This window comes from Actinotignum sanguinis, assembly GCF_003957255.1.
Lineage (GTDB): Bacteria > Actinomycetota > Actinomycetes > Actinomycetales > Actinomycetaceae > Actinotignum > Actinotignum sanguinis.
This window is the reverse complement of record NZ_QDIE01000011.1, coordinates 32233-56861: the sequence shown is the minus strand read 5'-3', so window position 1 is coordinate 56861 and position 24629 is coordinate 32233. Positions and strand designations below refer to the sequence as shown.

Sequence of the window (24629 nt, the reverse complement as noted above, 5' to 3'; positions counted from 1 at the left end):
GCCCGGTAGGCGTCCAGATGGGGCGGGTGTGCCAACACCAGGCATGGGCCCGGTCCCAGGTTCGGGTGTCGCGGGCGCTGAGGCGTCGGGGTGTGGTTGTGGTGAGGTAGGTGAGGAATTCAGCGAATTCTTTAGCGTGTTTTTGTCGGTCGTCTAGCGCGGTGAAACTGTAGTGGCATTCCTTGCAATACCAACGCTGACGGCCGTTTGGGTGGTGGCCGTTTTTCTTCATTGGGGTAGAGCATACGGGGCAGCGTCGGGCATGTCGGGACAGGGTTTTCACTCCATGTGGATATCCCGGTGTTTGTCAAGTATGCAAGGCTATTGAGGCCGGAAAGCTCAACGACCCGGACTTTGTGTTGGTATAGCGAGGGAAAGTCTGGGTATTAGCAACCATTTCTGTCTATTTACCCTATAGGACACTTAGTTTAGGTATCTCGTCTACCTAGATAAGGATTGATAAAATGCTCACGCGAACCGTATCACGGTTCCTCGCGATCATCGCCGCCGTGGCAATGGTGGTCGCGGGGCATCCGTTACGTGCCGAGGCAGCGCCACGGGCAACGTACGAATTTAGTTACAATATTTCCTGGGATAGCGTGCAGAAGTTTGACATCGCTGCATACAATCCGGAGAACCCCGCCGAAAAGGTCGTTTTCCCGACCGATCCGGCACGTAGCTACCGTTCCACCACGTACCCCGCGGGCTGGAAGCTCAGCGGTGAAATCGTCATGAAGCCGACCCGTGTCCTCACCGGCACCAGCGGCGCCTTCGAGCTCGGCTCGGACTTGACGGAAAGCGTGGCCGGCATCGGTAAGGATGCCGTTGTTACGTATACGTTGAAGGACTACACCCCGAAGGGGCGGATCTACCTGGGGACCAACACCACGTTCTTCAATTACGCTACGTACTACCTCAATGGCGGTACCTGGTCGGGTGAGATTCCGACTGACCATCTGGCGCAGCGCCCCGGATACTATCACCAAATGTTCATTACCCCGCACAGTACCGTGCAAAAGCCAGCCGATCCCACGCGTGAGGGCTACACCTTTATCGGGTGGTCCGGGGAAAGTGACCTTATCGGTGATCGTGCCACGGGTAGTGAAACGAAGTATTTCACGGCGGAGAACCCCTACCAGTTCGATGAAATCGACGGCAATCAGGTCGTCGGGAAACGTCGCGGCGGCGTCGTCCGCCTGACCGCAGAGTGGGCGAAGCTGCCCACGCTCGAGGTGAAGAACATCGAGATCTGGGAAAATGATGCCTTCGATCCGCAAAGCATGATTGTGTCCGCGAAGGACTACAAGAACCGTGACCTTACCGATCCGGCGTCGGGCGGCTCGGTGACCCACACGGGCAATTATGACGCCACCACCTACGGCACCTACCCGATCGAATTCACCGCGACCGATGAGCACGGCGGCACGGTCACGAAGACCGCCAACCTCATCGTCAAGAAGCGCTGGACCCCGCTCGTTCCGGCTCCCACGCTGGAGCTGAAGAACGTGGAGATCAAGGCCGGCGATCCGTTCGATCCGAAGGACATGGTTGTCTCCGCTACCGGTGGTGAGGCCGTGCCCAGCCCGGATAACGTGTACGATCCGAATACTCCGGGCACCTACACCCTGACCTTCACGGTCACCAACGAACAGGGCGCGAAGGTCACCAAGACGGCAACCCTCACGGTTAAGCAGCCGCTCGTTGAGCTGGTTCCGGCTCCGACTTTGGAGCTGAAGGACGTGAAGATTATCGTGGGTGACCCCTTCACCCCGCAGGACATGGTTGTCTCCGCTACCGGTGGTGAGGCCGTGCCCAGCCCGGATAACGTGTATGACGTGAACAAGCCGGGTAAGTACCCCTTGAGCTTCACGGTGACCAATGAGCAGGGTGCGAAGGTGACGAAGACCGCGACGCTCACGGTCGTGCAGCGGTGGACCGCGATTATTCCGGCCCCGCAGCTCGTGGTGAAGAACGTGGAGATCAAGGCCGGCGATCCGTTCGATCCGAAGGACATGATTGTTTCTTCGAACGGGACCGTGGTGCCCAGCCCGGATAACGTGTATGACCCGAATACTCCGGGTACGTACACGCTCACTTTCTCGGTGACGAATGAGCAGGGTATTACGACGACGAAGACGGCGACCCTCACGGTTAAGCAGCCGCTCGTTAAGCTGGTTCCGGCTCCGACTTTGGAGTTGAAGGACGTGAAGATCATCGTGGGTGATCCCTTCGACCCGAAGGACATGGTTGTTTCCGCCAGTGGCGAGGTCGTTGCCAACCCTGGCAATGTGTACGACGCTAACAAGCCGGGTACGTACACCCTGAGCTTCACCGTAACCAATGACAAGGGCGCGAAGGTTATCAAGACCGCGACCCTCACGGTCAAGGCCAAGGCAGCCCAGCCTGGCACCCCGGGTCAGCCCGGCACGGTGACCGATCCCGCCAAGACCGGCGAACCCGGCCAGGCCGGGGAAGTCAAGAAGCCTGGCAAGGTGACTAAGCAGCCAGCCAAGGTCACGAAGCCCGGCCGTTCCCTCGCCCATACCGGTAGCGAAGCTGCCCTGCCCTTCACCCTCGGTAGCGCACTTCTGCTGGCCGGTGCCGCCCTCGTGGCCACCCGCCGCAAGAAAGCATAAGACGCCGCGCGCTTGTTAGCTGGCAAGCTAGCCCGCTAACGCACTAGCAAAAAAGTGTGGGGGCATCTCAATTGAGGTGCCCCCACACTTGTGCCTGCGGCTGCATTCGGTTGCCTCCGGTCGCGCTCGCGTTGAGCTACTCCCTACCCGTGCGGCACATACTCACATTTGCTGTGCTCGGCCGGCTCAAGCTGGAAAGTGGAGTGCTCCACCTTGACCGGGAAATGCTCCGCGACGCACTGCTGGAGCTGGTCAAGGATCCGCGGGGCGTGCCCGTCAAAGAAACACTCATCCTCAACCACAACGTGGGCGCTCAGTACCGGCAGCCCGGTCGCCACCGTCGTCGCATGCATATCGTGCACGCGAATCACATGCGGCAGATTTTCCATGTGCTGGCGTACTTCGTCCAGGTCGAGGCCCTGCGGCGTCGCCTCCATAAGCACGTTGAGCGCGGTGGACAGAATCCGCAGCGCGCGCGGAATAATAAGAATCCCGATGAGGATCGCGGCAATCGCGTCCGCGCCACCCCACCCGGTGAAGTAGATCGACGCCGCAGCCACGATGACCGCCACCGAACCGAGCGCATCATTGCACACCTCCAGGAAGGCGGCCTTCATATTGAGGCTGGCACCGCGCCCGGTGAACAAAATCAGCATGGAGGCGATATTGCCGAGCAGGCCGATAATGCCAAAAATCAAGAGCGGCGCGGCCGGCATCTCGGGCGGGTCGGTCAGGCGTTTGATCGCTTCGATAATAACGAAAATACCCACCCCGAGAAGCAGCGTGGCCTGCAAACACGCGGAAATAATCTCTGCCCGAGCATAACCCCAGGTGCGGCGGTTGGTGGCGGGTTTGGTGGTGAGGTGAGCGGCGACCAGCGCCATGACCAGGCCGGCGCTATCGGTGAGCATATGGCCGGCATCCACAAGGAGGGCCAGCGAGCCGAGCCAGAACGCCCCGATCACCTCAGCGATAAGAATGGAGAACGTGATACCGAGCGCCCAGGCGATGCGCCCGCGTTGCGCTCCGGCGCCGTGCACGTGCCCGGGCCCGTGGTCGTGCCCGCTGGCATGATCGTGGCCGGCCGCGGGAGCTACCGCGGCGGGGGTGCGAGCCAGGCGGCAGAGGTGGTCGCCGGCGCCATCCTCGTTAAATGATTCGCCATCCTCCTCGGATGGGCCACTCTCCTCTGACGCCGGTGCAGAGGAGGTGTTGGAACTGCGCTGGGCGCAGGTGCATTGCCCGCCGGCGTGGTCGCCGTGCTCGCAATGATAATAATTATTATTATGCATAACATAACCTCCTTGGGGCTCTGAGTGTACCCGGCCGGCTGAGTTTGCGGCAGGGTACAGCCTGTGATGCGGAGCATGTACGACGACGCCTATGCGGCCACGCGCATAATACGCAGTGGCATGAGCCAAGAGACAAGCACCCGGGCACTCACTCCGCGAAGGGAATCGGTGCCCGGGTGCATTGCAATGAGGTGACGTATGCCGGCGCAGGATCCTATTGCATCGTGATATTTACTCCGCAGGAGTCCATGATGAGGATGAAGTTGAGGAGGTCGTTCATGAACTTGGGGTCCTCAATTTCGCTGCCGGCCGTGATATCGCCCTTGCTGGCACGCTCGAGGACATCGATGAACTGGTCAGATAGCTTGCCTTGCGCGGCATTGCCGATGCAGGCACCGGCGTCATCGCGTTCGGGTTTACCGAAAGCCTCGGTGAAAGTCGGGTCCTTAAGGAAGGAATCGAAGAGGGCCCCGATTTTCTCCGGCGGATAGGTGTAGGTCAGCCCATCCTTGCCATCTTTGCCCGCTGAGTCACCCGAGTTGCCGGAGGGCGCGGGTGCGGGAGTTGTGGGCGAATCGAAAATGGGGGCCTTGCTAGTTTCCGGTGCGGCGGTGCCGTCCGGCGTGGCGGGGGCGCTGATCGAAGGCGCCGAGCTGGGATCGGGCTGCACATCATCACTGGCCTTGTCCCGGTTGAGGAAGAAAATGAGGCCAACAACCAGCGCGATCAGCGCCACTACGCCGACCCCAATTCCAACAAAAAGCCCGGTTTTGCTCTGCTTGGGCTGTGGGCCGTATCCGGCCGGGTAACCGCCGCGCGGACCGTTCGGGCCGCCGGCGCCGGGGTACTGATTACCCGGACCACCCTGACCACCCGGCGCGCCCGGGTAGCAGGGAGCCCCGTATTGACCGCCCTGGCCGGCTCCGTATTGCCCGCCGGGGTAACCCGGCCCGCCGTACTGGCCAGCCGGGCCGGAGCCATATTGCGGAGCCTGACCCGGATAATTGCCTTGCTGCGGGTAGGCGCCGGGACCGCCCGGGTACGCCGGACTACCGTACTGGCCGGCCTGGCTAGCCCCGTATTGACCGGGCTGGCTGCCCTGCCCGCCACCATATTGGCCCGGATCGGGGTAGGCGCCGACGTGAGCGGGGTAAGCCTGGGTAGGATAGTCGCCCGAAGGCGAGGTGGGTGTAGAAAAAGCTTGGGTGGGCGCACTGGTGATATCGGGTGCGCCGGTGATATCGGGTGTATTGCCCGTGCCGGGAGCAGAGGCGGCTTCGGGTGAGCTGCTCGCGCCGGAAGTGGTGTTCTCGGAGCCGTGTGGAGGGAAAGCTCGGGTGGGTTCGCCGCCCTGCGGCGAACGGGTTGCGTCTTCTTCGCTCACGATAAATCCTAACGATGCGCGGGAGCGGTGCGCGGTAACCCCGCGCGATAAACGTGCACGGTAACCGGCGAAAACGCCCCCGATGTGACAGATGCCTGGCCGCCTTCCGCACGCCACCGGACACACCGGAACGTTCGGCTACACGGGCCAAGCCACATTCATTCAATCAGAGGGCAGCCGGGAGCGGCAAGCAAATTTCGCGTTCGCCAAGCTCAGCGCCTTTCGGCCAGCAGAGAAACAACTGCTCGTTCCGCTAGTTCTGCTACTTCGCCGCGCCCGTAGCCGCCGTGCCCGTGCCCGTAGCCGCCGTGCCCGCGCCCGTAGCCGCCGCGCCCGTAGCCGCCGTGGCCTTTTTGCGCAGTTCGGCCTGGGTGCGCTGCGCGGCCCGCTGCTCCGCGCTTTGCCACAGTCGGGCCGGCTCCCCGAAGTGCAATCCTAAGAACCACCACAGTGCCTCAATGAGCGCCGCCCCGATCAGCCCCACCAGGGTGCCCAGGGCCATCGCCCCGGAATTGGAGGAATCCAGCATGAAAATGCGCTGCGTGAACGGCCAGAGGAAAATCACCCCGTAACCCACCAGCGGCAGCAAAATCAGCAGAATCTTCCACCAAACATAGGGCCGGGCCACCACCACGAGCACCCACGAGGAGGCAATAATCATCGTCAGCAGCGTCGCGGTGGAAACCTGAGTCGCATACGCCGAGCTAGCTGCGCCGTCGTACAACATCACGTAGGTAATAAAGGTCGCGACCCCCACAATCAGGCCCGCCGGGAAACCGAAACGCATGACGCGCTGCACGAAACCGGGGCGGGCGGCGTCGTTATTCGGCGGTAGGGAGAGGAGGAACGCCGGGATGCCGATGGTGAACCAGCCGGTGATCGTCACGTGAATCGGCACGAAGGGGTAGGGCAGCGCGAACAGCAGCACCGCGATGGCGAGCACCGCCGAATACACCGTTTTGGTGAGGAAAAGCCGGGCCACGCGTTCGATATTCCCCACCACGCGCCGGCCTTCGCCCACCACGTGCGGCAGCGACGCGAATTTATCGTCGAGCAGCACAATCTTCGCGACCGAGCGGGTGGCGGAGGTGCCCGAGCCCATGCCGATGCCCAGGTCAGCGTCCTTGAGGGCAAGCACGTCATTGACGCCGTCGCCCGTCATCGCGACGGTGTGTCCCGCCCCGCGCAGCGCCGCCACCATGGCGCGCTTCTGATCCGGGGTCACCCGCCCGAACACCGCATTGTCGTTAATCGTTTCCGCGAAGCTCGCTTCCGGGATGGTGCGGGCATCCACGGGAGTGCCGACGTCGACGCCGAGCTGCGTGGTCACCGCCCCGACCGCCGCGGCATTATCACCGGAGATCACCTTGACCGCCACACCCTGGGAATCGAAATAACGCAGGGTATCGGAGGCATCCGGGCGGATTTTTTGGTCGAGGAGAATAAAGGCGAGCGGCTCGAGGTTTCCGGGCGCGGTCGCGGCCGTGACGGGCGTATCACTGCGGGCCAGGAGCAATACGCGCTGGCCGGTGGCGGCGATGGCGGCGCCCGCCTGGCCGGCCGGACTCGCCAGGTCAAGGAGCACATCCGGGGCCCCCATAATCCAGTGCTGGCCATTGGTGAAACTCACCCCGGACCACTTCTTTGCCGAGGTGAAAGGCTGGCGCTCGGCCACATCCCACGGCTGGGCCGGTGCACCGAGGGCTTCCTGAATGGCCTCCATCGAGGAGTTCGGAGCCGGATCGGCCGCCCCCAGCTGGGCCAGGGCTTCCCGTGCGGTGGCCTGAGCACGCGCGGCGGGAGTGGCGGCGTCGTCGTGCTGCACCGCGGTGGCACCGGAACCGGAGCCGCTGTGCGAATCCGTGCTGCCGGAACTGAACCCGCTGTGCGAAGCCGCGCCGGGCACCAACTCGAGCCCCGCGAAACGCAAGGTATTTTCGGTGAGGGTGCCGGTTTTATCCACGGCCACGGTGTCCACGCGCGCGAGGCCTTCGATGGCGGGCAGCTCGTTGACCAGCACGTTCAGGCGGCCAAGCCGGATCACACCCAGCGCGAAAGCGGTCGAGGTGATGAGCACCAGTCCTTCGGGGATCATCGGCACCAGCGCGCCGGTTACGGAAAGCACGATATCGCGCCACTGCGCGCCGAGAGCCGCCCAATCCAGACCCACCACGCGGATCTGCCCCCAGATGGTCAGCAGCCCGACGGGCACCAGCACCCAGGTGATGGCTTTGAGGATGCGGTCGATCCCGTTTTGCAGCTGGGAATCGACGAGCGAGAATTTCGAGGCGGCGGAGGTGAGCTTCGCGGCGTAGGCGTCGGCGCCCACGCGGGTGGCGCGGTAGCTACCCGAGCCGGAGGACACGAAGGAGCCGGACATCATCGCGGCGCCGGGTTCCTTGTGGATGGAATCAGATTCGCCGGTGAGGAGGGATTCATCGACCTCGAGGTAATCAGCTTCGGTGACGACGCCGTCCACCACGATCTGCTCGCCCGCGGCGACCACGATAATATCGCCCAGCACCACCTCCTCGCGGGCGATCTCGCGCACCTCGCCGTCGCGGCGCACCCGCGGATGCGCCTCCCCGATAACGGCCAGGGAATCGAGGGTGTGCTTGGCGCGCAGCTCCTGAATAATCCCGATAATCGAGTTCGCAATAATGAGCAGGCCGAAGGCACTATTGATCCACGATCCGGTGAGGATCACGGCAATGAACAGCACGCCGAGCATGAAATTAATGCGGGTGAAAACGTTATCGCGCACAATTTGCGCGGCCGAGCGCCCCGAGCGGTCGGGGCGGGTATTCGCTTTGCCGTCCGCGGCGAGCTGGGCGGCCTGCGCGGCGCTCAGCCCGCGGGCCGGGTCGCTGGCGGGCACGTGCTCGTTGCCGGTGGTGGGGTCGGTTAGGGCGAGGGATTCGTGGTCCGGCTGCGCGGATGCGGTTCCCGCGGCGGGCGCGGATGCGGCGTCGTTCATAAAAAACGATTCTAGGCAAGGAAGCTGGACGTCGGGTGAAGATTTCTTGGGCGCGCGGCATAACGGGGCGTGCGGCGCGGAACGGCGCGGGCACGCCAGGCTGCGGCGCCCGTCACACTTACGCGCCGTGTGGCGGTAGCATGAGGTATGGCACGAAAAAATCTTTTCCGCAGCGTCGCGGGAATCTGCGCGGTTGCGGCCCTCGCTTCCTGTACTAGTACGACGACGCCGCCACCGGCCACCAGCACCCCGGCAGCGCCGGTCGGTTCGGCAAGCTCGACTCCGGCGCCTAGCGCGGCAAGTTCACCAGGCGCCGCGCAATCGGTCGCGCCACCCACTGCACCCGGTGCGGCTGGCGGGCAAGGCACGGAATCCGCAGTGGAGGACTCGGTCGCGGCGCAGGCTCTACGGGCGGTAGATAACCTCACCGAGTTCGAGGTTCGGGTGCTGCGCACCAATAACCGTTCGGGGTTGGATGATTGGGCGTCGCGATTCAGCGTAAATGAGCTGGCGCAGCGGTATGACGGGGATAAGGTGCTGGAGTACACCATTAACGGGCAGCCTCCCAATAAGGCGAGCCTGGCACCGCTCTCGAAGGACGATATGCGCTTGCTGATTCGCAGTGCCGATTACGGTCCGGAAAATGAACGCGGGGTCGTTTCGGGGAGTTTGCGTGCGGGAACGCAGCTCCCTTCGCTGGGCACCCAACTGCTGGATACCTGCGCGCAAGATGGGACGTGGTTCATTACCGCGGGAAGCGTGGGTTACAACCGGCGCACCGGGGTGATTGAGTACGTGGATTACATGGTGGAAACCCCCGATTTCAATTCGCAAGGCACGCTTCGGGATGCCAGCGCCGGGGAAGAAAAATCGCAGTGCCGTTCGGTGTGGGACTTCCGCTCTGTCAACGGCACGGTGCTGGACAAGCCGCCGGCGAGCTAGAGTGCGTCGTCGTTGAAAATACCGCAGCCGATGCGGCGAGGGGTGGTATGTGTTTTCCCGGCTGTACTGCATGTGTAACACAATCGCAGTACAGCCGTGACAACACATAGGGCCTCCGCCAGGACCCGTGTGACTCCTGAGATGGCTGGGGTTCTCCGCACTTTTTACATCTGAACGGCTTTTATACCTGCGTGAACGGCTCGCAGAGGGTATACGTCGTGGTTTTTACGCCCTGTCCGCCATCGCGCCGCACCACGCCTTCCTCTTGGAGCGGTTTGACAGCATATCGGACCTGCGCGACGGACAGCCCTGTCAGTAGAGCGAGCTCCCCGGTGGACAGCGCTTCCTTGCGGGCGCGCAACGCTTCTACAATCGCGGGTGCGTTTCGGCTCAGCCCGCGGAGCCAGGAGTCTGTATCGAGCGATGCTAGGAGTGGGCCGCTCGTATCAGGCGAAGCTATTTCTTGCGAGGTACTTTCTGGCGAGAGAAGCTCGGCGGGAATTGGCCCTGGGTTCACGAATGGCGAGAGGCGTGCAGAAGACCCGAGGATAGTCTCCACGTCAATATCATCGACAGATTGCGGGCGCGGGAAGACCACCGTGACCTTGACGCCCGTATCAATAATTGTGGGAGCGTCAAGCCCGTACCGTTTCATTTCGCGGAGCATCGTTTGGATACCGCCGCCTTCGCCTTCAATGATGTTATTTCCATCGGCGTCGGTCATATAGGTAGCGATGCGGTACAGATGTTGGTTGACTTGCACACGTGTGAGCTCTTCGCTCAGTAACTGAGAAACTGTTAGCGACTTGAGCCCGCCCGGGGAAGATATGACGAGTTTCCGTGGCTCCAGGCGGATATCGATACTTTTTTCCATGACGGTGTGAGGTCCAAGGTCTCGGTGAACCAATGCATTGGCTACTGCTTCTCGAATCGCGTTGAGGGGAAGCTCGGGGACGGAACGCAGGTCGCCACTGGGGAGATAAGCTTGGTAACTCCTGAGATTTTGGCGAATCCAATCCATCACCGCATCGAAGAGTTCTGGAACCGGACCGTTGAACCGCTTTAAGTCAGAAGTTCGGACCGTCGCACGAGTGCCCGAGTACCGGACGGCTACGGTTACCGTGAGGGCAGGGCAAGCCCCTTGGGGGAACGCGCCTAATCCATATAGCCCCGCGAGGGTGAGCTGGTCCTCGCGCACCACGCGAGTATTCCGCAGCACCTCTTCATCGGTGCTTTCGCTCAGTTGGCGAACCTCGCGCCGGCACGCACGTATATATTTCTCCATGAGGTCGGCTTTGAGGTCACTTACACTCGTATCCGCTACGACCCGTGCATCCGGCGAATCAATTTCGCGATCCGTCAGCTTAGCAACTTCCAGCATCCGCTGTTCATTGGCCGGCATAACATAATCGCCATCGGCCTGGCGCAAGTAAGGACTTCCTTGGAATGTGGCAGGTTTGTGTATGACAGCGAGTGGGTGCACCTGAGCCACTACAACAGATTCGCCCTTGACCGTCAGAGTTCGAGTAGTCACGGAGGGTGCCGGTACTACCGCGTTTTGTGCAACGCTGGCGATGCCCGCTTCAATGTCTGCGGGGCGCGTAACACCGATAACATCAAAATTAGGCTCCGAGACTCCTAAAACAATGAATCCGCCTTCAGGCATATTAGCGAAAGCGCAAATTGTTTTCCCAAGGTCTTCCGGGAGGCCGCCTTGTGCGGCTTTTACCTCGTAAAACGTGTCATCCCCGCAGTGCAGGCGCAAACGAGCAAGAAGGGCAAGCAGCTCTTCTTCGCTTTCTAACTTTGACATCACACTCATAGATTATTATGAGTCATACGGATTTTCAATGTCTAAATCGAAGTCTGTGCGGGAGATTCTTGCTCAGACTGTCAAAATAATCGCCGAGACTATCAAAGTCTGCCTCAGACTATCAATTAAGACTGCGAAACTATAAGTCTAATTATAAGTCTGGCGTCCGCACTGTCAGTCTGTGCGCATTTCGTTAGTTAGTGCGTGGCGAGTCGTTCGCGCACATTCACGTGCCATTCGCACACCATTCGCGCACCATTGACCCACCGACCGCGCCGTCGCTACATTTACTTATGTAACCGGGGCTACAATCCACACTCAAAGGAGGCTGTCGTTCCGATGACACTGTGATCTCCACTCAGCCCAGCTGAGACGCCCGCACCACCCGTCGCGTCCAAGGAGATCACTATGCCTGCCCTCATTCTTGACGATATTTCATTTTCTTATACTGCGCGTCCGCTCCTCGACCGCATTACTCTGCGCCTGACAGCCACCGACCGCGCCGTCCTCATCGGCCCAAACGGCTGCGGCAAAACTACCCTGCTGCGTATCGCCGCAGGTCACCTCAGCCCCGAGCGCGGCACAGTCACCCGCACAAACGCCAGCGCCATCCCGTGGAACCCCGTGCCGAACGACGCCGCCGCGACCGTCGCACACTTTCTTGAAAGCGCCTTCGCACCCGCGCGGGAACTACTCGCCCGCTTCGAAACGCTCAGCGCGCAGCTGGGGGAGGGGCGCCCGGTCGCGGCCGAATACGACCGGCTCCTCACCGAGATCACGCGCCTGGATCTGTGGTCACTTGAGGATAGGGTTGACGACGCTCTTGCGGGTTTGGGACTGGCTATGTTGACCGGGAGCGGGCGCTCGCGGAAGTTGGCCACGCTCTCACCGGGCCAACGCGCGCGGCTGAACCTGGCTGTCACGTTGGTGGCCCGCCCGCAGGTTCTTATTTTGGATGAGCCCACCAACCATCTGGATGCGGAGGCGAGCGCGTACCTCAGCCGTGCGCTGCGTTCCTGGCCGGGCCCGGTGCTCATGTCCAGCCATGACCGTGCTTTTATTGAGGATGTCGCGACCCTCATCGTGGATATGGATGTGAGTGTGTGGGCACAGTTGGCCCGCGCCGAAGGCGGTGGTGAGGTGTGCGGGGTGTGGGAGTGCCGCGGTACCTACACGGATTATCTTGAAGCCAAGCGTGATGCTGAGCAGCGCTACCGGGCGCTCTACCTGGCCCAACAAGAAGAAAAGGCGCAGTTGCGTGCGCATCGCCAGGCGTCCGGTGGTATTGCCCGCGGTGGGGTGCGCCTGGCAAGCGCGGAGGGCAAGGCGAAAAAGTTCTTCGCGGACCGCGCCCAAAGCACGGCTACCCGCCGCACCCGCCACGACGACCGCAAACTCGAAGCCCTTACCGCACGGGAAGTTCGCAAACCCCGTAGTTACACCTTTACTTTTCCGGAGTATGCCGGCGCGGCCCGGCCGCAATCACCCTCGGCCCACCCAACCGCCGGCCTCGCAGTGTCTGCACGCGCGGCGGCGGTGCCCGGCCGCCTCGCCCCGGTGACGTTCGACCTTTCCCACGGCGAGCATCTGCTCGTGACCGGCGCTAATGGTAGCGGCAAATCCACGCTCCTCACCTGGATTGCTACCGGGACCCCGCCGCCAGCCGTGGCCCAACCTACTGCCGCGCAGTTTTCTAGCACCATCTCCTGCGCCGGCCCCGTAGCTTTCGTACCGCAACGCCTCCCGCGCTGCGGTGATCCCGGCTTCACTCCCGAGGTCTGGAATTCAGGTGTTGGTGAGCTCGGTACGGGCATCCTGCACCCATCCATGTGGGCAACCCCGATACCTCAGCTTTCGGCAGGTAATCAGCGCCGCGCCCAGCTTGCCCACGCGCTCGCGGCCCAGCCTGCCGTCCTTGTCATCGACGAGCCCACCAACTACCTTGACCTGGCCGCCATGCACGCCCTCGAAGAATCCCTGGCCCGCTGGCCGGGCACGATCATCCTCGCCACGCACGACCGCTGGCTCATCACCCACTGGCCCGGCCCGCGGCTGCGCCTCACAACCTCAGAAAGCAGTAGTAGTATGTACGTACAATGTAAGTCTGTTGGACTCACTTGAGGAAGGTGTTCATGGCGGCTTCAACATCTACAAGGATCAATTTCCGCACGGATGCGCGTACCAAGCAAGAGGCAGAAAGGCTCTTTGATGAGCTAGGTATTGATATGTCTACCGCACTGAACATGTTTCTCAAGCAGGCTGTGCGTGAGCAAGCACTTCCGATCCGTCCTGCGTTGTCATATATCCCTAACGAAACGACTCGACGCGCAATTGCGCATGCAGAGGAGATCATGAAAGGGAATATCCCCGAAGATGGTGCGGTATTCGACGATACTGAAGAAGCCATTAAGTTTTTGGATAGCTTGGTATGAGGGTCATCTTTGATAGTCAGTTTCAGAATGATCTCACACGTGTAGTGCGGCAGCAGCCACACATTCTGGAGGAAGTACGTGAGCTGGTTGCGGCCGTTAGAGAAGCGGGTGAGATTCCACCGGGATATAACCTGCATGCGCTTACTAAAGCGCGAGGAACATACACGGGTTATTTCGGGCTTCACCTCCAAGAAGGAAAGTTTGACGTCATCGTTCTCTATCGGCACCACCGCTCGGAACCCACTATTCGTTTCATTCGTATTGGATCGCACAAAGATATTTTTCAAGGCAGAGCAATTTAGGTTTTTCAAGTGGGCGTAGCGGAGAGGGCTTATTAATCTCTTAGGGCGGGAGCGGGGGCTAACGGCACGCCATCATTAGCAACTATTTTGTCTATTAGACCAAGGACCGGCTCTGGACTCCCGCCGAAGCGGGCAGCGGAACCGGTCATGTTGCCCTAAGCGTGACAAGAAATAACGCTGAGTGAAAGATCGCGGCATATTTCACCGTCACGCTAGCCGGCGGTGTGCTCATATCTTACCCGGAGTGGCGTCTTCTCTTTGTTCTCTTTGAATCTTGCATAGGTTCCACCGCATTCCCGTCGCTGCGCCGCTCTCTAATTCGGCATCGGCTTATCGATCACCCGCCCGTTGGCCGCGGTAAAGTCCCACACCACGGTGCAGGACGGAGTTTCCTCCCGCGTTGACCCATCCGACTGGCGTACCGCAATAGTGGCGCCCGGCTTCTTCATGCTGAAGTCGAAGGACTCAATCACATCGGTGTTCCGGTTGTATGTCACCCAACCCCGCGTGATGATCCATCCCTCGCCCTCCGAGCACCCCTCGAGGAGGCGACTTTCGGTTGCCGGCACCGCGGTTCCCTCGCGCACGCTCCCGTTGGATTCACCCCTTTCGCCCGCCGGCCCAAAAGTGGCGTGCTCAATCAGGAAACGCATATCGCTTTTCAGAACCGGGCCGCCGTCAGCATCGGCAGGCACCCGGGTGTGCACGGTATAGTCACTCGCTTCCTCACCCGAGTAGGTCACCGTAATGCGCCGTTCGTCCGCATAATAGCTGGCTTTCGGGTTCCCTTTTTCGTTGTCCCAGTGGATAATTCCCATGTCCGCGGTGGTGAGTTTGTCGACGAACTCCAGCGCCTCGCGGGCAATCGCCTCGCTGGAGGCTTCGCTGCCGGCATTCTGTTCTGCTGCCGAGGAGCTCGGGCTTGCAGAGTTCGCCGCGCTGCCCGTATCTTCCTTCAAGGCCGACGACGCCGCGCCGGTCTCGCTCCGCGATCCCGCCGCGGGGCCCTGGCTGCTATTCGTGCACGCTCCGAGCAAGCACACCGCACATATCCCCGCCACGCTGCGGGCCGCATTCTTCCACACCATGCTTCACCCTACCGCTGCGATGGGCCGTCTAGATTCCAGACAGACGCTTCGGTAGCTTCGGCCTCGGCATGGACACTGTCCTGAACATGTTCCTCAAGCAGGTCATTCACTGCCAGGGGCTGTGTTTTTTCTTGCACTCCCAGTTGGTATTCCTTCCGGGAATCAGAGAAAATAAATGAGGGGTAATGCTTAGGAGTGAAACGGAGGCCACATTCAAGGAGTGGATCGCGATCCTGGCAGAACCGTCAGGGTAACCGGAATATCGGCTAGCACAACAAGATAATAGGATGGATCTATGGCGGGCGTAATGAAGAAGGATTCGACCTCTACCCTCGAACAAGTATTGTGGAACTGTCGTGTTGCCTTACGTTCGGTAGGCTCCACCGAGAAAAACCGCGATGCCGTTATCGGGCTGGCGTTCTTGAAGTTCGCGGGTGATAAGTTCAGCAAACAGCGTGCAGCTATCGAGGCAGAATACCCTGATATACCACAGTTTTTGGAAGACCCGAGTTTCTATAACGCCGAAAACGTTTTTTATCTAGATGAAACCTCACGCTGGGATCATTTGGTGCGCCACGCCGGAGATAACGATATTGCGGTGTTGCTCGATCAGGCAATGGCCGACGTTGAAGAAAAGAACCCCGCGCTCAAAGGTGCATTACCTCAAAACTTGTACGCCACACTCGGGGCAAGTACCACCAACCTAAAAGCATTGATCGATGAAGTAGGAAAACTCGATAACACGTATTTTCAAGTAGAAGACCTTATCGGCAGGGTTTACGAATATTTCTTGCGCGCATACGCTGCTGCCGGCACTAAAGAAGACGGCGAGTTCTATACTCCTGCCAGCATCGTGAAACTGATCGCGGAAATGATCGAACCCTATTCAGGCACAGTCTATGATCCCTGCTGCGGCAGTGGCGGGATGTTTGTGCAATCGATGAAATTCATTGATTCACATAACGGCAATAGACGCGAAGTTTCTATTCTCGGGCAGGAATCAAATCCAGATACGTGGCGGCTGTGCAAAATGAATCTTGCCATCCGAGGAATTTCTCATAACCTAGGCTCGAAGAACGCATCAACCTTCACCGAGGATCTACACAAAGACCGTAAAGTCGACTTCATCATGGCAAACCCGCCATTCAATCTGAAAAACTGGCGTGGCGAAGATGAATTGACAAAGGATCCTCGCTGGGCGGGATTCGTCGTACCTCCCGTGGCAAACGCCAACTACGCGTGGATTTTACATATGGCGAACAAACTCGATGCTTCACATGGTATCGCCGGATTCCTGCTGGCCAACGGTGCACTAAACGCAGATGGCGTCGAGCTAGAGATTCGCAAAGAACTCATAGAGCGAGACCTCATCGAAGCTATTATCGTGCTCCCACGCGATATGTTCTACACCACTGACATCTCCGTTACCTTATGGATTATAAACAAGAACAAACGCGGTGGAACTTGGCATGGTCGCCAGTTACGTGATCGTACTAACGAAGTTCTGTTCATGGATCTGCGCACTTGGGATGACAACATTGACGAAATCCAGATTGACAAAGGCAAGAAAAAGAAGAAAGTAGCGTTCACCGACGAACAGATTCGTGAGATAAAAGAGATCTACAGTTCCTGGCAGAACGAGAACGGTGGGTACGAGGATGTGCCTGAACTATGCAAAACCGCCACCCTAGAAGGTGAGAACGGACTTCGTGCCAATAACTACTCTCTGGCGCCCAGCAAATACGTCGAATTTATCGACCACGACCTAGACATCGACTACGAAACAGAAATGAGGCGCATACAAGTAGAAATGCGCGCCCTGCTTACCCAAGAAAAGAAATCCCAAGCAATGCTTGAAGCGGCGTTTAAAGGAATTGGCTATGGGATTAACTAGATACAAACTTGGCGAACTGATTGAGGTTCGTGAAACGCGTAATAATGATTTGGAATTGGGTGTAGATGACGTAAGAGGAATATCTATTCAAAAAGTATTCATACCCACAAAAGCCAACATGAAAGGCGTCTCGTTAGGCCCTTACTTTAAAGTTTTGCCCAGCGATTTTGCCTATGTGACAGTTACATCTCGTAATGGTCAAAAAATAACTCTTGCACACAATTCAGGGCGAGATACTTACATAGTCTCTTCGTCATACGTAGTTTTTCACGTAGCTCTTACAGACGTTCTTGACCCAGACTATTTGTTCATGTATTTCAACAGGCCCGAATTTGACCGCTATGCACGGTTTAACTCGTGGGGCAGCGCTCGCGAAACATTCTCGTGGAACGAGATGCGTGAGATTGATTTGGATCTTCCTGCACTGGAGGTGCAGCGTAAATACGTCGCTATCTACAACGCAATGGTTGCAAACCAGAAAGCCTACGAACAAGGACTCGAAGATCTCCAGCTAGCAGAGGAGGCGCTGCTGGACACTTTCAAGAATGACGTTAAACGGAAGCCTCTTGGAGAACTGATCTCTGAGGTTGACATTAGAAACATAAACTCTAAGCACAGTGGTGTTCAGGGGGTTAAAAAAGAAAAAATATTCATGCCATCCGTATCCGTTGGTGCTGATTTGAGTAAATATAAACTTATTAGTAAGGATCAATTTGCCTGCAATTTGATGCACGTTGGACGTGACGTTGCCGTACCAATAGCTATGAACACAGAGGAAGAACCGCTGGTAGTTTCACCAGCTTATTTCACTTTCGAAGTTACCAGCCAAGAGCTTCTTCCCGATTTCCTGCTTGCTTGGATGTCACGCGGAGAAACAGATCGCTATGCATGGTTCATATGCGACACGAGTATACGCAGCGGAATGGAAAAGTCCCGGTTCAATGAGATCTGTGTTCCTGTTCCAGATTTAGAATTGCAAAGATCTCTTATAGAAATATCTAGAGCGCTAATTGATCGACGCGCTATCAATGATCGTTTGAAGGCGCAGATTAAAGCTATCTGCCCAGTTCTAATTAAAGGTTCTCTGGAAGAGGGGGCGCGCCATGACTGATGATCAGTTTACTTTCGAGGCTGGCAGGTTTACTGAGTCCGAGCTAGAGAGTGCGATTATCGAGTTATTTTGTGAGCATGGTTACCAGCACGTAGATGGTGAGCAGTTACATCGCCGATTCGACGAGGTGTTGCTGCGCGATGATCTTGAAGCGTTTTTGCTGGCTCGCTATCGAGACCAGCAGTTTAGTGAAACCGAGCTACAAAAGATTATTAACAGGCTGGATTTGCTGAACGCGCCGAGCTTGTATGAGGCGAATCGTTCTGCTCATCGTTTGGTTGTAGAAGGCTTTGATTTTGCGAGAGATGATAATTCGCAGATTGCGGTCCATGTGGATTTCATTGATTTTGAGCATCCCGAACGCAACACGTTCAAAGTTGTAAACCAATACACGGTAGTGGATCAGCGCAACCGTCGCCCCGATTTGCTTGTCTTTGTCAATGGTATTCCGGTAACGGTTTTTGAATTTAAAACTGCTATTGAAGAACACACGACGATATATGATGCGTGGGAGCAAATTTCTATTCGCTATACGCGAGATGTACCGAAACTGTTGAAGTATGCATTTTTAGCGGTTATTAGCGATGGCGCCAATAACCGTTTAGGAAGTATTTTCACTCCTTACGAGTATTTTTATTCTTGGAATAAAGCTAACGAGTTGGACACTGTTGCGAATGGGATTTCGTCATTGGTGACCCTTATCGACGGTGTATTTACTCAGGACCGTTTATTGCAAATTCTACGGGATTTCGTGTTTTATCCGGATAATTCCTCTACCGAGACCGCCATTGTTTGTCGTTACCCGCAGTTTTTTGCTGCGAACAACATGCTGGCCAGTATTCGGGATCACATGCGCCCGCATGGAGATGGTAAAGGAGGCGTATATTTCGGAGCGACTGGGTCTGGCAAGACTTATACGATGTTGTATTTAGCCAGGCTTTTGATGCTACGAGATGCGGAGGCTTTTAAGAATCCAACGATTGTGGTGATTGTAGATCGTGAAGATCTAGATTCTCAGACTTCGAAAATTTTTGCGGCAGCTAAACAGTTCTTGCATGACGATAGTGTGAGGTCGATTGAATCCCGTGAGGATCTTGCTCGCACGCTTCGGAACAAGCCGAGCGGTGGAGTTTATGTTACGACGATTCAGAAGTTTTCTGAATCTATCGGTCTTCTTTCAGACCGGTCGAACATTATATGTATTTCTGATGAGGCGCACCGTACTCAAACTGGTGTGGGCGCGAAACTACGTAGTACCGATGAGGGTGTTTTTACCACTTATGGTTTCGCTAAATACCTGCGTGATTCGTTCCCTAACGCGACCTACTGTGGTTTTACCGGTACTCCAATTGATGAGACCGTTGCAGTTTTTGGTGACATAGTTGATGCCTACACGATGCGGCAATCATCTGAAGACGGGATCACTGTACGAATTGCCTATGAGCCTCGCCTGGCGCGGGTCGTACTCTCAGATGAGAAAACCAAAGAAATCCAGGCATACTACGATCATGCCGCTGATCTTGGCGCAACTGAGGAAGCCATCGAGGAGAGCCAGCGCGCTATGAGCGCGATGAGGGTGATCATCGGAGATCCCGATCGGTTAAGGATGCTGGCACAAGATTTGGTTAAGCACTATGAGTCGTTGGTTGCTGAAAAACCAAACGTCGTACAGAAGGCCATGGTTGTTTGTACCGACAGGTCGATAGCTTTCCGTCTGACCCAAGAGATCATTAGGCAACGCCCAGAATGGGGTGCGCCTAGAAAAGCTGCTGACGAGTCTTCGCTTAGTAAAGACCAGCTCGACGAACTCGTCGCGTTGCCCCTAGTAAACCTAGTCGTAACACAAGGAGCGAACGATCCAAAAGACCTATATGAGGCTGCAGGCAACAAAGAATACCGCAAAATGCTGGATGCCCAATTTAAAAACAATGCATCCAACTTCCGAATTGCGGTAGTGGTGGATATGTGGATTACCGGCTTTGATGTTCCATCTTTGGCTGTTATGTACATAGACAAGCCTCTGCAACGGCACACTTTGGTGCAAACGATCTCGCGTGTGAACCGAGTGTTCGAAGGAAAAGATAAAGGTCTTGTCGTTGACTACATAGGCATCAAGAAACAAATGATGCAAGCTCTCAAGCAATACGGCGACACACAAGAAAGTCCTGTTGATGAGATCGAAGTATCTGTTGGTGTATTTCGGAACCAACTCGCGTTACTTGATGAACTGTTCAACGATTTTGATACATCCAAATATTTCAGGGGTTCTCCGCTAGAGCGCCTGTTGTGCCTGAATCAAGGGGCGGAGTTTATTCAGCAAAGTGCTGAAAACCAGCAAAGGTTCATGTTCATCACTAAACGGATGAAGGGTGCTTATCAAATTGTTTTGCCTACTGGGGAGTTGAGCGACTCAGAAATTGCTAAAGCGCAGTTTTACATGGCAATTCGCTCAATTATTTACAAGCAAACCAAAGGCGACGCACCAGACGCAGAGATCATGAACAAAACGGTAGAGAAAATGGTGGCCGATGCCATCTCTACAACTGGCGTCGAATCAATCATCGATGATGATAAGTCCGTCGACCTCTTCGGCGACGAGATGATCGAGAAGCTGAAACGAATGAAAATGCCAATTACAAAGTTCAACGCTTTGTTGATGCTTCTAAAGCAATCAATTCGGGATTATCGCAAAACCAATAAGGTCAAGGCGGCCCAGTTCGAGGAAAGACTCACACTTGTTGTTGAGCGATACAACTCGCGTGATGATGTATTTGTTTCTGAGGTAGTCGAAGACTTCATCAATGATCTTTCTGATCAGATCATCACAATCTTGCACGACTTGCAGGAAGACCAAAACTCGTTTGAGGCGATGGGCATTAGTTACGAGGAAAAAGCGTTCTATGACATCTTGATCAAAGTTCGCGATGATCACGAATTTGAATATGCCGACGACAAGTGTATTCCACTAGCAAAAGCGATTAAAAAACTTGTTGATGATAAATCTCAATACGCCGATTGGGCTGGTAGGAGCGATGTAAAAAGTATGCTGAATCGGGACATCACCATTTTGCTCTACAAGAATGGGTACCCACCCCAATGGAAAAAAGAAGTTTTTGATCAAATCATGGAGCAAGCGGAGAACTTCAAGAAGTATCAAGAATAGCCTTCAGATGACGGTTATAGGAAAGTGAATAAAGACTGGGGGTGATAGGTGAATCCGTTGAAGTGGAAATGATTGCGCTAGGGGCGGTTGTAAGTGGTTGTTAACAAACGGACGTAGGGCTTCAGTCTTCTCTGACTTATCAAGCGCGGACATGGACAATTTACTTCCTCGGGGTTTCCTACGTTGTGCTGTGGCCCGGATGCCGCTGAGCTAAGTAGGTGCTGAAGAAGACCGTGAAGGCGAGGAGCCAGAGCCAGGCCAGGGCGGAGTACCAGTTGAAGCCGCCGAAGAGCTTGATGCGGGGCAGTTCCGTCGCGATCACGAAAGAGATACCGAAGAACGCGCCGTAGATGGCATCCAGGGCATAGCCCCACAGGCTCCGAGCTCCCCGGGTGCGGCGCAGGACGGCCGCAGCCTTCGTGAGCAGCACGCTCGCGGCCAAGTAAACGAGGGTGGAGGTCCAAAACATCCACATCTCCACGCTCGGATTGCCGGTGGCCCAGAACAGGAGGATGGCCGCGGCCAGTCCGGAGGCGATCATGATGAGGATCGTGGCTCCCTTGCGGTAGCGGGCCCTGCGCCCGTCGGATTCCGCGGCGGGCTGCGCGGCCGCAGCGCCCCGGAGCTGTTCGGATTCTTGTGTGGCGTGCTCGTGCATAGGATAATTATTACCTACATTCAGCGACGACGGGAATGGACTATGGCAGATGCAGCGCCGAATCGGCAAGGGGAGAAAAGAATTCTGGTCGGCAAAATCGCGAGCTGGGCGATCATCCTCGTGGTGGGCCTCGGGCTGGCGCTCCTCGTGGTTGTCCTCGCCGGGCGGCATTCTTTCCCGCTGTGGAGCTTTATCGCGGCACTCATTCTTTTTAGCATCGCCAGTTATTGGATGACGCGCGCGGTAGGGCGAACGCCGCGGCGCTTCGGTTACCTCCTCGACGCCGGCTACGGAATCATTGCCGGGCTGTCCTTCCTGGTGTTTCAGTACGCGTATGAGTCGATTCGGTGGCCGTCGTTCCTGCTGGTGGTGTGGATGCTGGTGACGTCCATGGGGTGTACCGCGTATATCGACAAACGGCATCCGGCCGCGCAATCCGCCCCGGAGGCTTAGCACGCTTAGCGCGCTTTGCGGGCGGTGGCGAGCTCGGTAATACGCGCCTGCAGCTGCGCGAGGCGTTCCAGGCTAGCGGCGGGAACAGTCCCCAAATATTCGTGGGCCCACTGATAAAACTGATCGGCGCCGCGCAGGAGGCCGTGCAGGAAAGAGAACGGCTCGGCCGGGTAGCGTTGGCCGCGCAGCTCGAAGATGAGCAGCTGCCCGCTGCGGGAGAGGGAAAAACCCGCGGTTTCCTCGCTGAAATCGCCGCGCCCCGCGCCGGTATCGAGATAGTTCTCCACCGCATCCAGCATGCTCTGCCAGAACAGCGCGATATGCGTCCACGCTTCGCGCGGCATGAGCTGTTGGCCGTTGAGCACCAGGGAAATCCAACCTTCCCCGGCGAACTTGCTAGCTTCGTGCTGGCGGCGCCAACATTTGGCGGCTGCGCGTGGTTCGCGCGTGATGGAGGCTAAGTAGGAATCGGGTTGGTCGGCTAATTCGCGCGGATCTGCGATGGCGGTTTCGCGGAGCACGAAGGTTTCGACGTTGAGATGGCTTGGGACTGGCCACATTGTTTCGGTCACGCGCCCTCGCTGAACCTCGATATGTGAAGACCGGCCCTGACCCACTCCGCAAAGAAAGTGGGCGGCCGGTTCTGGTAGCTAAACTCTAGCAATACCGCCGCAAAGGCTCAATGCTGCGGCCAAAGTTCATGAGCGCAAGAGCGCAAAAGCGCAAGACCTCTGGATACTACTTCACCCGCAACGCGTAATAGACCGGCTCCGAATCAGGGGTGGCGAAGTCGATACCGATGAATCCATAGCCGGGCACGGCATCGGTGAGGGTAGCTCGAACCGACCAGACTGGCTCCTCACCCCGGTTCCAGTCGAAAGCGAAAGTAACATCACGCGAGTCCGCCCGGTAGCCGGACACCACGATGCCGTTGCCCAGCGGAAGGAAATTTAAACTGGTGCTCGCCACCGGCAGCTCACGCGCCTGCCCGCCAGCCACAAGCGCCGTGGTAGTCCCGGACATTGCGGATAGATACCCCAGGCCACCCGGGGTACAGGCCGACATCCCCACGTGATAGTTCCCAGAGGTCATCGCCGCGCTCTGGCCCAGCAACGTTTCCAAAACCTCACGTAGCTGCGCGGTGCTCGCCTGCGGAGCCGCGCAATGAGCTGCCCGCACCCGCACGTTCGAGGGCAAGGCAGACCAGGAGTTCATCTTCCCATCCAGGGTGAATGCCACATCAGCTTCCGGGAAGAACCAGCCGTCCGTCGCTGTGATAACAGGGGTGAAACTGATCCGGGTATCCGTTGCGACCCCGGAACCGCGCGTACGGCCCGCGGCGTCGAAAACCGTCCACTCAATATTCTTGTCATTGCGCGCAAGATAGAGAACTTCCCCGTTCGGGGTGACACGGAATTCTCCGTAACTCGCCGGAAGGGTTACCTCCGTGAGCACCGCGCCATCCGTGGGAGACAGCCATGAAAAACGCTGCTCCCCGACATCAGCATCGGAAAGCAGCACCCCCGGCGCGAAGCCCTGCGCCTCAGCACCGCTTTCCCAGATCACGCTGCCATCAGCAGCCGCGCGCAGGGTGGCGGGCACCTCTGAAATATACGAGCTGGCGTACGGGCTCGTCCACGTATTCGGCGCGCACCACATATTCGCGGTATCCCCCGCAGGGGAACACATAACCGCTCCGGGCAGGGTGTAGCGCAGCTGCCCGGTTTCCGTGTCATAAAAACCGGTGGAATCCGCCTCCGCATCGTAGGTCCCGAAGACGTGCCCCGCCGGAATAACGAAAGTCGAACCAGCGGTTGTGGGAATAACACCTTCCGTGCGCACCGCCTGCGCGTCAGCTAAATTCTGCGGAACGGGTGCGTAAGCGGCCAGCGGCTGCGCGCCAGATTCCGGAGCCACGGCCGCAGCGCTGCTATCAGGCCGGCTGCCGGACTCCGCGCCCTGCGCGCTCTCCACCTCGGCCGGCGGCGGATCGCTAACCTCATCGTCCATATCCGCGAGGAAGAACCCGGCCGGGAAACACACAAAAACAATAAAAATCCACCAGAAAAGAGCGTGATCCTTCTTTTTCTTAGGAGCTTCAGGCGGTGGTGCCGTATTGACCCGCGTTGCACCGGCGGGCTGCTGCGCATTCGCGCTCGCGGGATAGGGGAGCGGCGGAACGGTTGGGAACAGCTGCGCCGAACTCGCGTAACCCCGGCCGGCTTCCTGTTGGACGCGCGCCCGCCTATCACGCGGATGCGGCTTCGCGCGCGAACCGGCGTGCGCCCGCGCCGCCACCGGGTGTCGCTCGTTTTTCGGTTCCCCGAAAGCCGACCCCGCACTGGCGTGCGGCTGGCTTTCCGAAAACGCCGAGCGGTGCGTGCGGGTCTGCCACTCGGCTAGGTCCTGGGCGCGTTTACGCTGGCGGCGGCGTTTGAACCAGCCGCGTGCGCCGTCGTCGTCACTAAAAGCTGAACCACGCAT

General features: G+C 57.8%; 18 protein-coding genes. 9 read left to right on the top strand and 9 right to left on the bottom strand.

Going from position 1 to position 24629, the window contains the following annotated elements; translation table 11 throughout:
• On the bottom strand, positions 1-232 hold a 232-nt coding region (locus DDD64_RS08910), incomplete at its 3' end, for an IS1/IS1595 family N-terminal zinc-binding domain-containing protein (protein WP_206435364.1).
• Positions 233-464: 232 nt separating this feature from the next.
• Between DDD64_RS08910 and DDD64_RS04280 the strand changes: the two genes are divergently transcribed.
• Positions 465-2636, top strand: a complete 2172-nt coding sequence (locus tag DDD64_RS04280) for an InlB B-repeat-containing protein (RefSeq protein WP_126135185.1) — start codon at positions 465-467, stop codon at positions 2634-2636.
• A 143-nt stretch (positions 2637-2779) separates the two neighbouring features.
• Here the strand turns inward: DDD64_RS04280 and DDD64_RS04275 are convergent, their stop codons facing one another.
• From DDD64_RS04275 to DDD64_RS04260, 3 genes are all read right to left on the bottom strand, one after another.
• A complete protein-coding gene (locus DDD64_RS04275; RefSeq protein ID WP_206435379.1) occupies positions 2780-3928 on the bottom strand; it encodes a cation diffusion facilitator family transporter in 1149 nt (382 codons plus the stop codon).
• A gap of 214 nt (positions 3929-4142) precedes the next feature.
• Positions 4143-5312 carry a flagellar basal body-associated FliL family protein gene (locus tag DDD64_RS04270; RefSeq protein ID WP_126135182.1) on the bottom strand — a complete coding sequence of 390 codons (1170 nt, stop codon included), beginning with the start codon at positions 5310-5312 and terminating at the stop codon, positions 4143-4145.
• A gap of 262 nt (positions 5313-5574) precedes the next feature.
• The gene (locus DDD64_RS04260; RefSeq protein ID WP_241227366.1) at positions 5575-8289 is read right to left on the bottom strand and encodes an HAD-IC family P-type ATPase; all 2715 of its coding nucleotides are present in this window, start codon (positions 8287-8289) and stop codon (positions 5575-5577) included.
• A gap of 147 nt (positions 8290-8436) precedes the next feature.
• Here DDD64_RS04260 and DDD64_RS04255 point away from each other — a divergent pair, with 147 nt between their 5' ends.
• The gene (locus DDD64_RS04255) at positions 8437-9231 is read left to right on the top strand and encodes a hypothetical protein (protein WP_126135181.1); all 795 of its coding nucleotides are present in this window, start codon (positions 8437-8439) and stop codon (positions 9229-9231) included.
• A 181-nt stretch (positions 9232-9412) separates the two neighbouring features.
• Here the strand turns inward: DDD64_RS04255 and DDD64_RS04250 are convergent, their stop codons facing one another.
• The gene (locus DDD64_RS04250; protein ID WP_164545910.1) at positions 9413-11044 is read right to left on the bottom strand and encodes an RNA-binding domain-containing protein; all 1632 of its coding nucleotides are present in this window, start codon (positions 11042-11044) and stop codon (positions 9413-9415) included.
• Between the two features lie 408 nt (positions 11045-11452).
• Here DDD64_RS04250 and DDD64_RS04245 point away from each other — a divergent pair, with 408 nt between their 5' ends.
• From DDD64_RS04245 to DDD64_RS04235, 3 genes are read left to right on the top strand one after another with little or no spacing between them, the layout of a single operon-like run.
• The gene (locus tag DDD64_RS04245) at positions 11453-13165 is read left to right on the top strand and encodes an ATP-binding cassette domain-containing protein (protein ID WP_126135179.1); all 1713 of its coding nucleotides are present in this window, start codon (positions 11453-11455) and stop codon (positions 13163-13165) included.
• Between the two features lie 11 nt (positions 13166-13176).
• Positions 13177-13476 (top strand): type II toxin-antitoxin system RelB/DinJ family antitoxin, encoded by a 300-nt coding sequence (locus DDD64_RS04240; protein WP_126135178.1) that lies wholly within the window; start codon positions 13177-13179, stop codon positions 13474-13476.
• Complete coding sequence (locus DDD64_RS04235; protein WP_126135177.1) at positions 13473-13778, top strand: type II toxin-antitoxin system RelE/ParE family toxin; 306 nt, start codon at positions 13473-13475, stop codon at positions 13776-13778. The genes DDD64_RS04240 and DDD64_RS04235 overlap by 4 nt, the downstream gene beginning before the upstream one ends.
• A 314-nt stretch (positions 13779-14092) precedes the next feature.
• On the opposite strand, the gene DDD64_RS04230 is transcribed toward DDD64_RS04235, so the two are convergent.
• Positions 14093-14866 carry a hypothetical protein gene (locus DDD64_RS04230; protein ID WP_126135176.1) on the bottom strand — a complete coding sequence of 258 codons (774 nt, stop codon included), beginning with the start codon at positions 14864-14866 and terminating at the stop codon, positions 14093-14095.
• Between the two features lie 307 nt (positions 14867-15173).
• On the opposite strand from DDD64_RS04230, the gene DDD64_RS04225 reads away from it, so the two are divergent.
• The 3 genes from DDD64_RS04225 to DDD64_RS04215 are packed head-to-tail and all read left to right on the top strand — an operon-like array spanning position 15174 to position 21034.
• A complete protein-coding gene (locus DDD64_RS04225) occupies positions 15174-16760 on the top strand; it encodes an N-6 DNA methylase (RefSeq protein WP_206435378.1) in 1587 nt (528 codons plus the stop codon).
• Positions 16747-17871: a restriction endonuclease subunit S domain-containing protein gene (locus DDD64_RS04220; protein ID WP_126135174.1), complete on the top strand. Its 1125-nt coding sequence runs from the start codon at positions 16747-16749 to the stop codon at positions 17869-17871. Before DDD64_RS04225 ends, DDD64_RS04220 begins: the two co-directional genes overlap by 14 nt.
• Positions 17864-21034 (top strand): type I restriction endonuclease subunit R, encoded by a 3171-nt coding sequence (locus DDD64_RS04215; protein ID WP_126135173.1) that lies wholly within the window; start codon positions 17864-17866, stop codon positions 21032-21034. Before DDD64_RS04220 ends, DDD64_RS04215 begins: the two co-directional genes overlap by 8 nt.
• A 178-nt stretch (positions 21035-21212) precedes the next feature.
• On the opposite strand, the gene DDD64_RS04210 is transcribed toward DDD64_RS04215, so the two are convergent.
• Positions 21213-21692 (bottom strand): hypothetical protein, encoded by a 480-nt coding sequence (locus tag DDD64_RS04210; RefSeq protein WP_126135172.1) that lies wholly within the window; start codon positions 21690-21692, stop codon positions 21213-21215.
• Between the two features lie 42 nt (positions 21693-21734).
• Here DDD64_RS04210 and DDD64_RS04205 point away from each other — a divergent pair, with 42 nt between their 5' ends.
• A complete protein-coding gene (locus DDD64_RS04205) occupies positions 21735-22145 on the top strand; it encodes a hypothetical protein (protein WP_126135171.1) in 411 nt (136 codons plus the stop codon).
• Positions 22146-22150: 5 nt separating this feature from the next.
• On the opposite strand, the gene DDD64_RS04200 is transcribed toward DDD64_RS04205, so the two are convergent.
• On the bottom strand, positions 22151-22717 hold the full coding sequence (locus DDD64_RS04200; protein WP_241227365.1) for a hypothetical protein: 567 nt from the start codon (positions 22715-22717) through the stop codon (positions 22151-22153).
• Between the two features lie 166 nt (positions 22718-22883).
• Positions 22884-24629, bottom strand: a complete 1746-nt coding sequence (locus tag DDD64_RS04195) for a hypothetical protein (RefSeq protein ID WP_126135169.1) — start codon at positions 24627-24629, stop codon at positions 22884-22886.

Coding starts and splice junctions, on each gene's coding strand:
- DDD64_RS04195 (WP_126135169.1), bottom strand. CDS start 24,629: ATGCGTGGTTCAGCTTTTAGTGACGACGACGGCGCACGCGGCTGGTTC.
- DDD64_RS04210 (WP_126135172.1), bottom strand. CDS start 21,692: ATGCACGAGCACGCCACACAAGAATCCGAACAGCTCCGGGGCGCTGCG.
- DDD64_RS04275 (WP_206435379.1), bottom strand. CDS start 3,928: ATGCATAATAATAATTATTATCATTGCGAGCACGGCGACCACGCCGGC.
- DDD64_RS04220 (WP_126135174.1), top strand. CDS start 16,747: ATGGGATTAACTAGATACAAACTTGGCGAACTGATTGAGGTTCGTGAA.
- DDD64_RS04215 (WP_126135173.1), top strand. CDS start 17,864: ATGACTGATGATCAGTTTACTTTCGAGGCTGGCAGGTTTACTGAGTCC.
- DDD64_RS04230 (WP_126135176.1), bottom strand. CDS start 14,866: ATGGTGTGGAAGAATGCGGCCCGCAGCGTGGCGGGGATATGTGCGGTG.
- DDD64_RS04235 (WP_126135177.1), top strand. CDS start 13,473: ATGAGGGTCATCTTTGATAGTCAGTTTCAGAATGATCTCACACGTGTA.
- DDD64_RS04280 (WP_126135185.1), top strand. CDS start 465: ATGCTCACGCGAACCGTATCACGGTTCCTCGCGATCATCGCCGCCGTG.
- DDD64_RS04205 (WP_126135171.1), top strand. CDS start 21,735: ATGGCAGATGCAGCGCCGAATCGGCAAGGGGAGAAAAGAATTCTGGTC.
- DDD64_RS04225 (WP_206435378.1), top strand. CDS start 15,174: ATGAAGAAGGATTCGACCTCTACCCTCGAACAAGTATTGTGGAACTGT.
- DDD64_RS04240 (WP_126135178.1), top strand. CDS start 13,177: ATGGCGGCTTCAACATCTACAAGGATCAATTTCCGCACGGATGCGCGT.
- DDD64_RS04260 (WP_241227366.1), bottom strand. CDS start 8,289: ATGAACGACGCCGCATCCGCGCCCGCCGCGGGAACCGCATCCGCGCAG.
- DDD64_RS04245 (WP_126135179.1), top strand. CDS start 11,453: ATGCCTGCCCTCATTCTTGACGATATTTCATTTTCTTATACTGCGCGT.
- DDD64_RS04250 (WP_164545910.1), bottom strand. CDS start 11,044: ATGTCAAAGTTAGAAAGCGAAGAAGAGCTGCTTGCCCTTCTTGCTCGT.
- DDD64_RS04255 (WP_126135181.1), top strand. CDS start 8,437: ATGGCACGAAAAAATCTTTTCCGCAGCGTCGCGGGAATCTGCGCGGTT.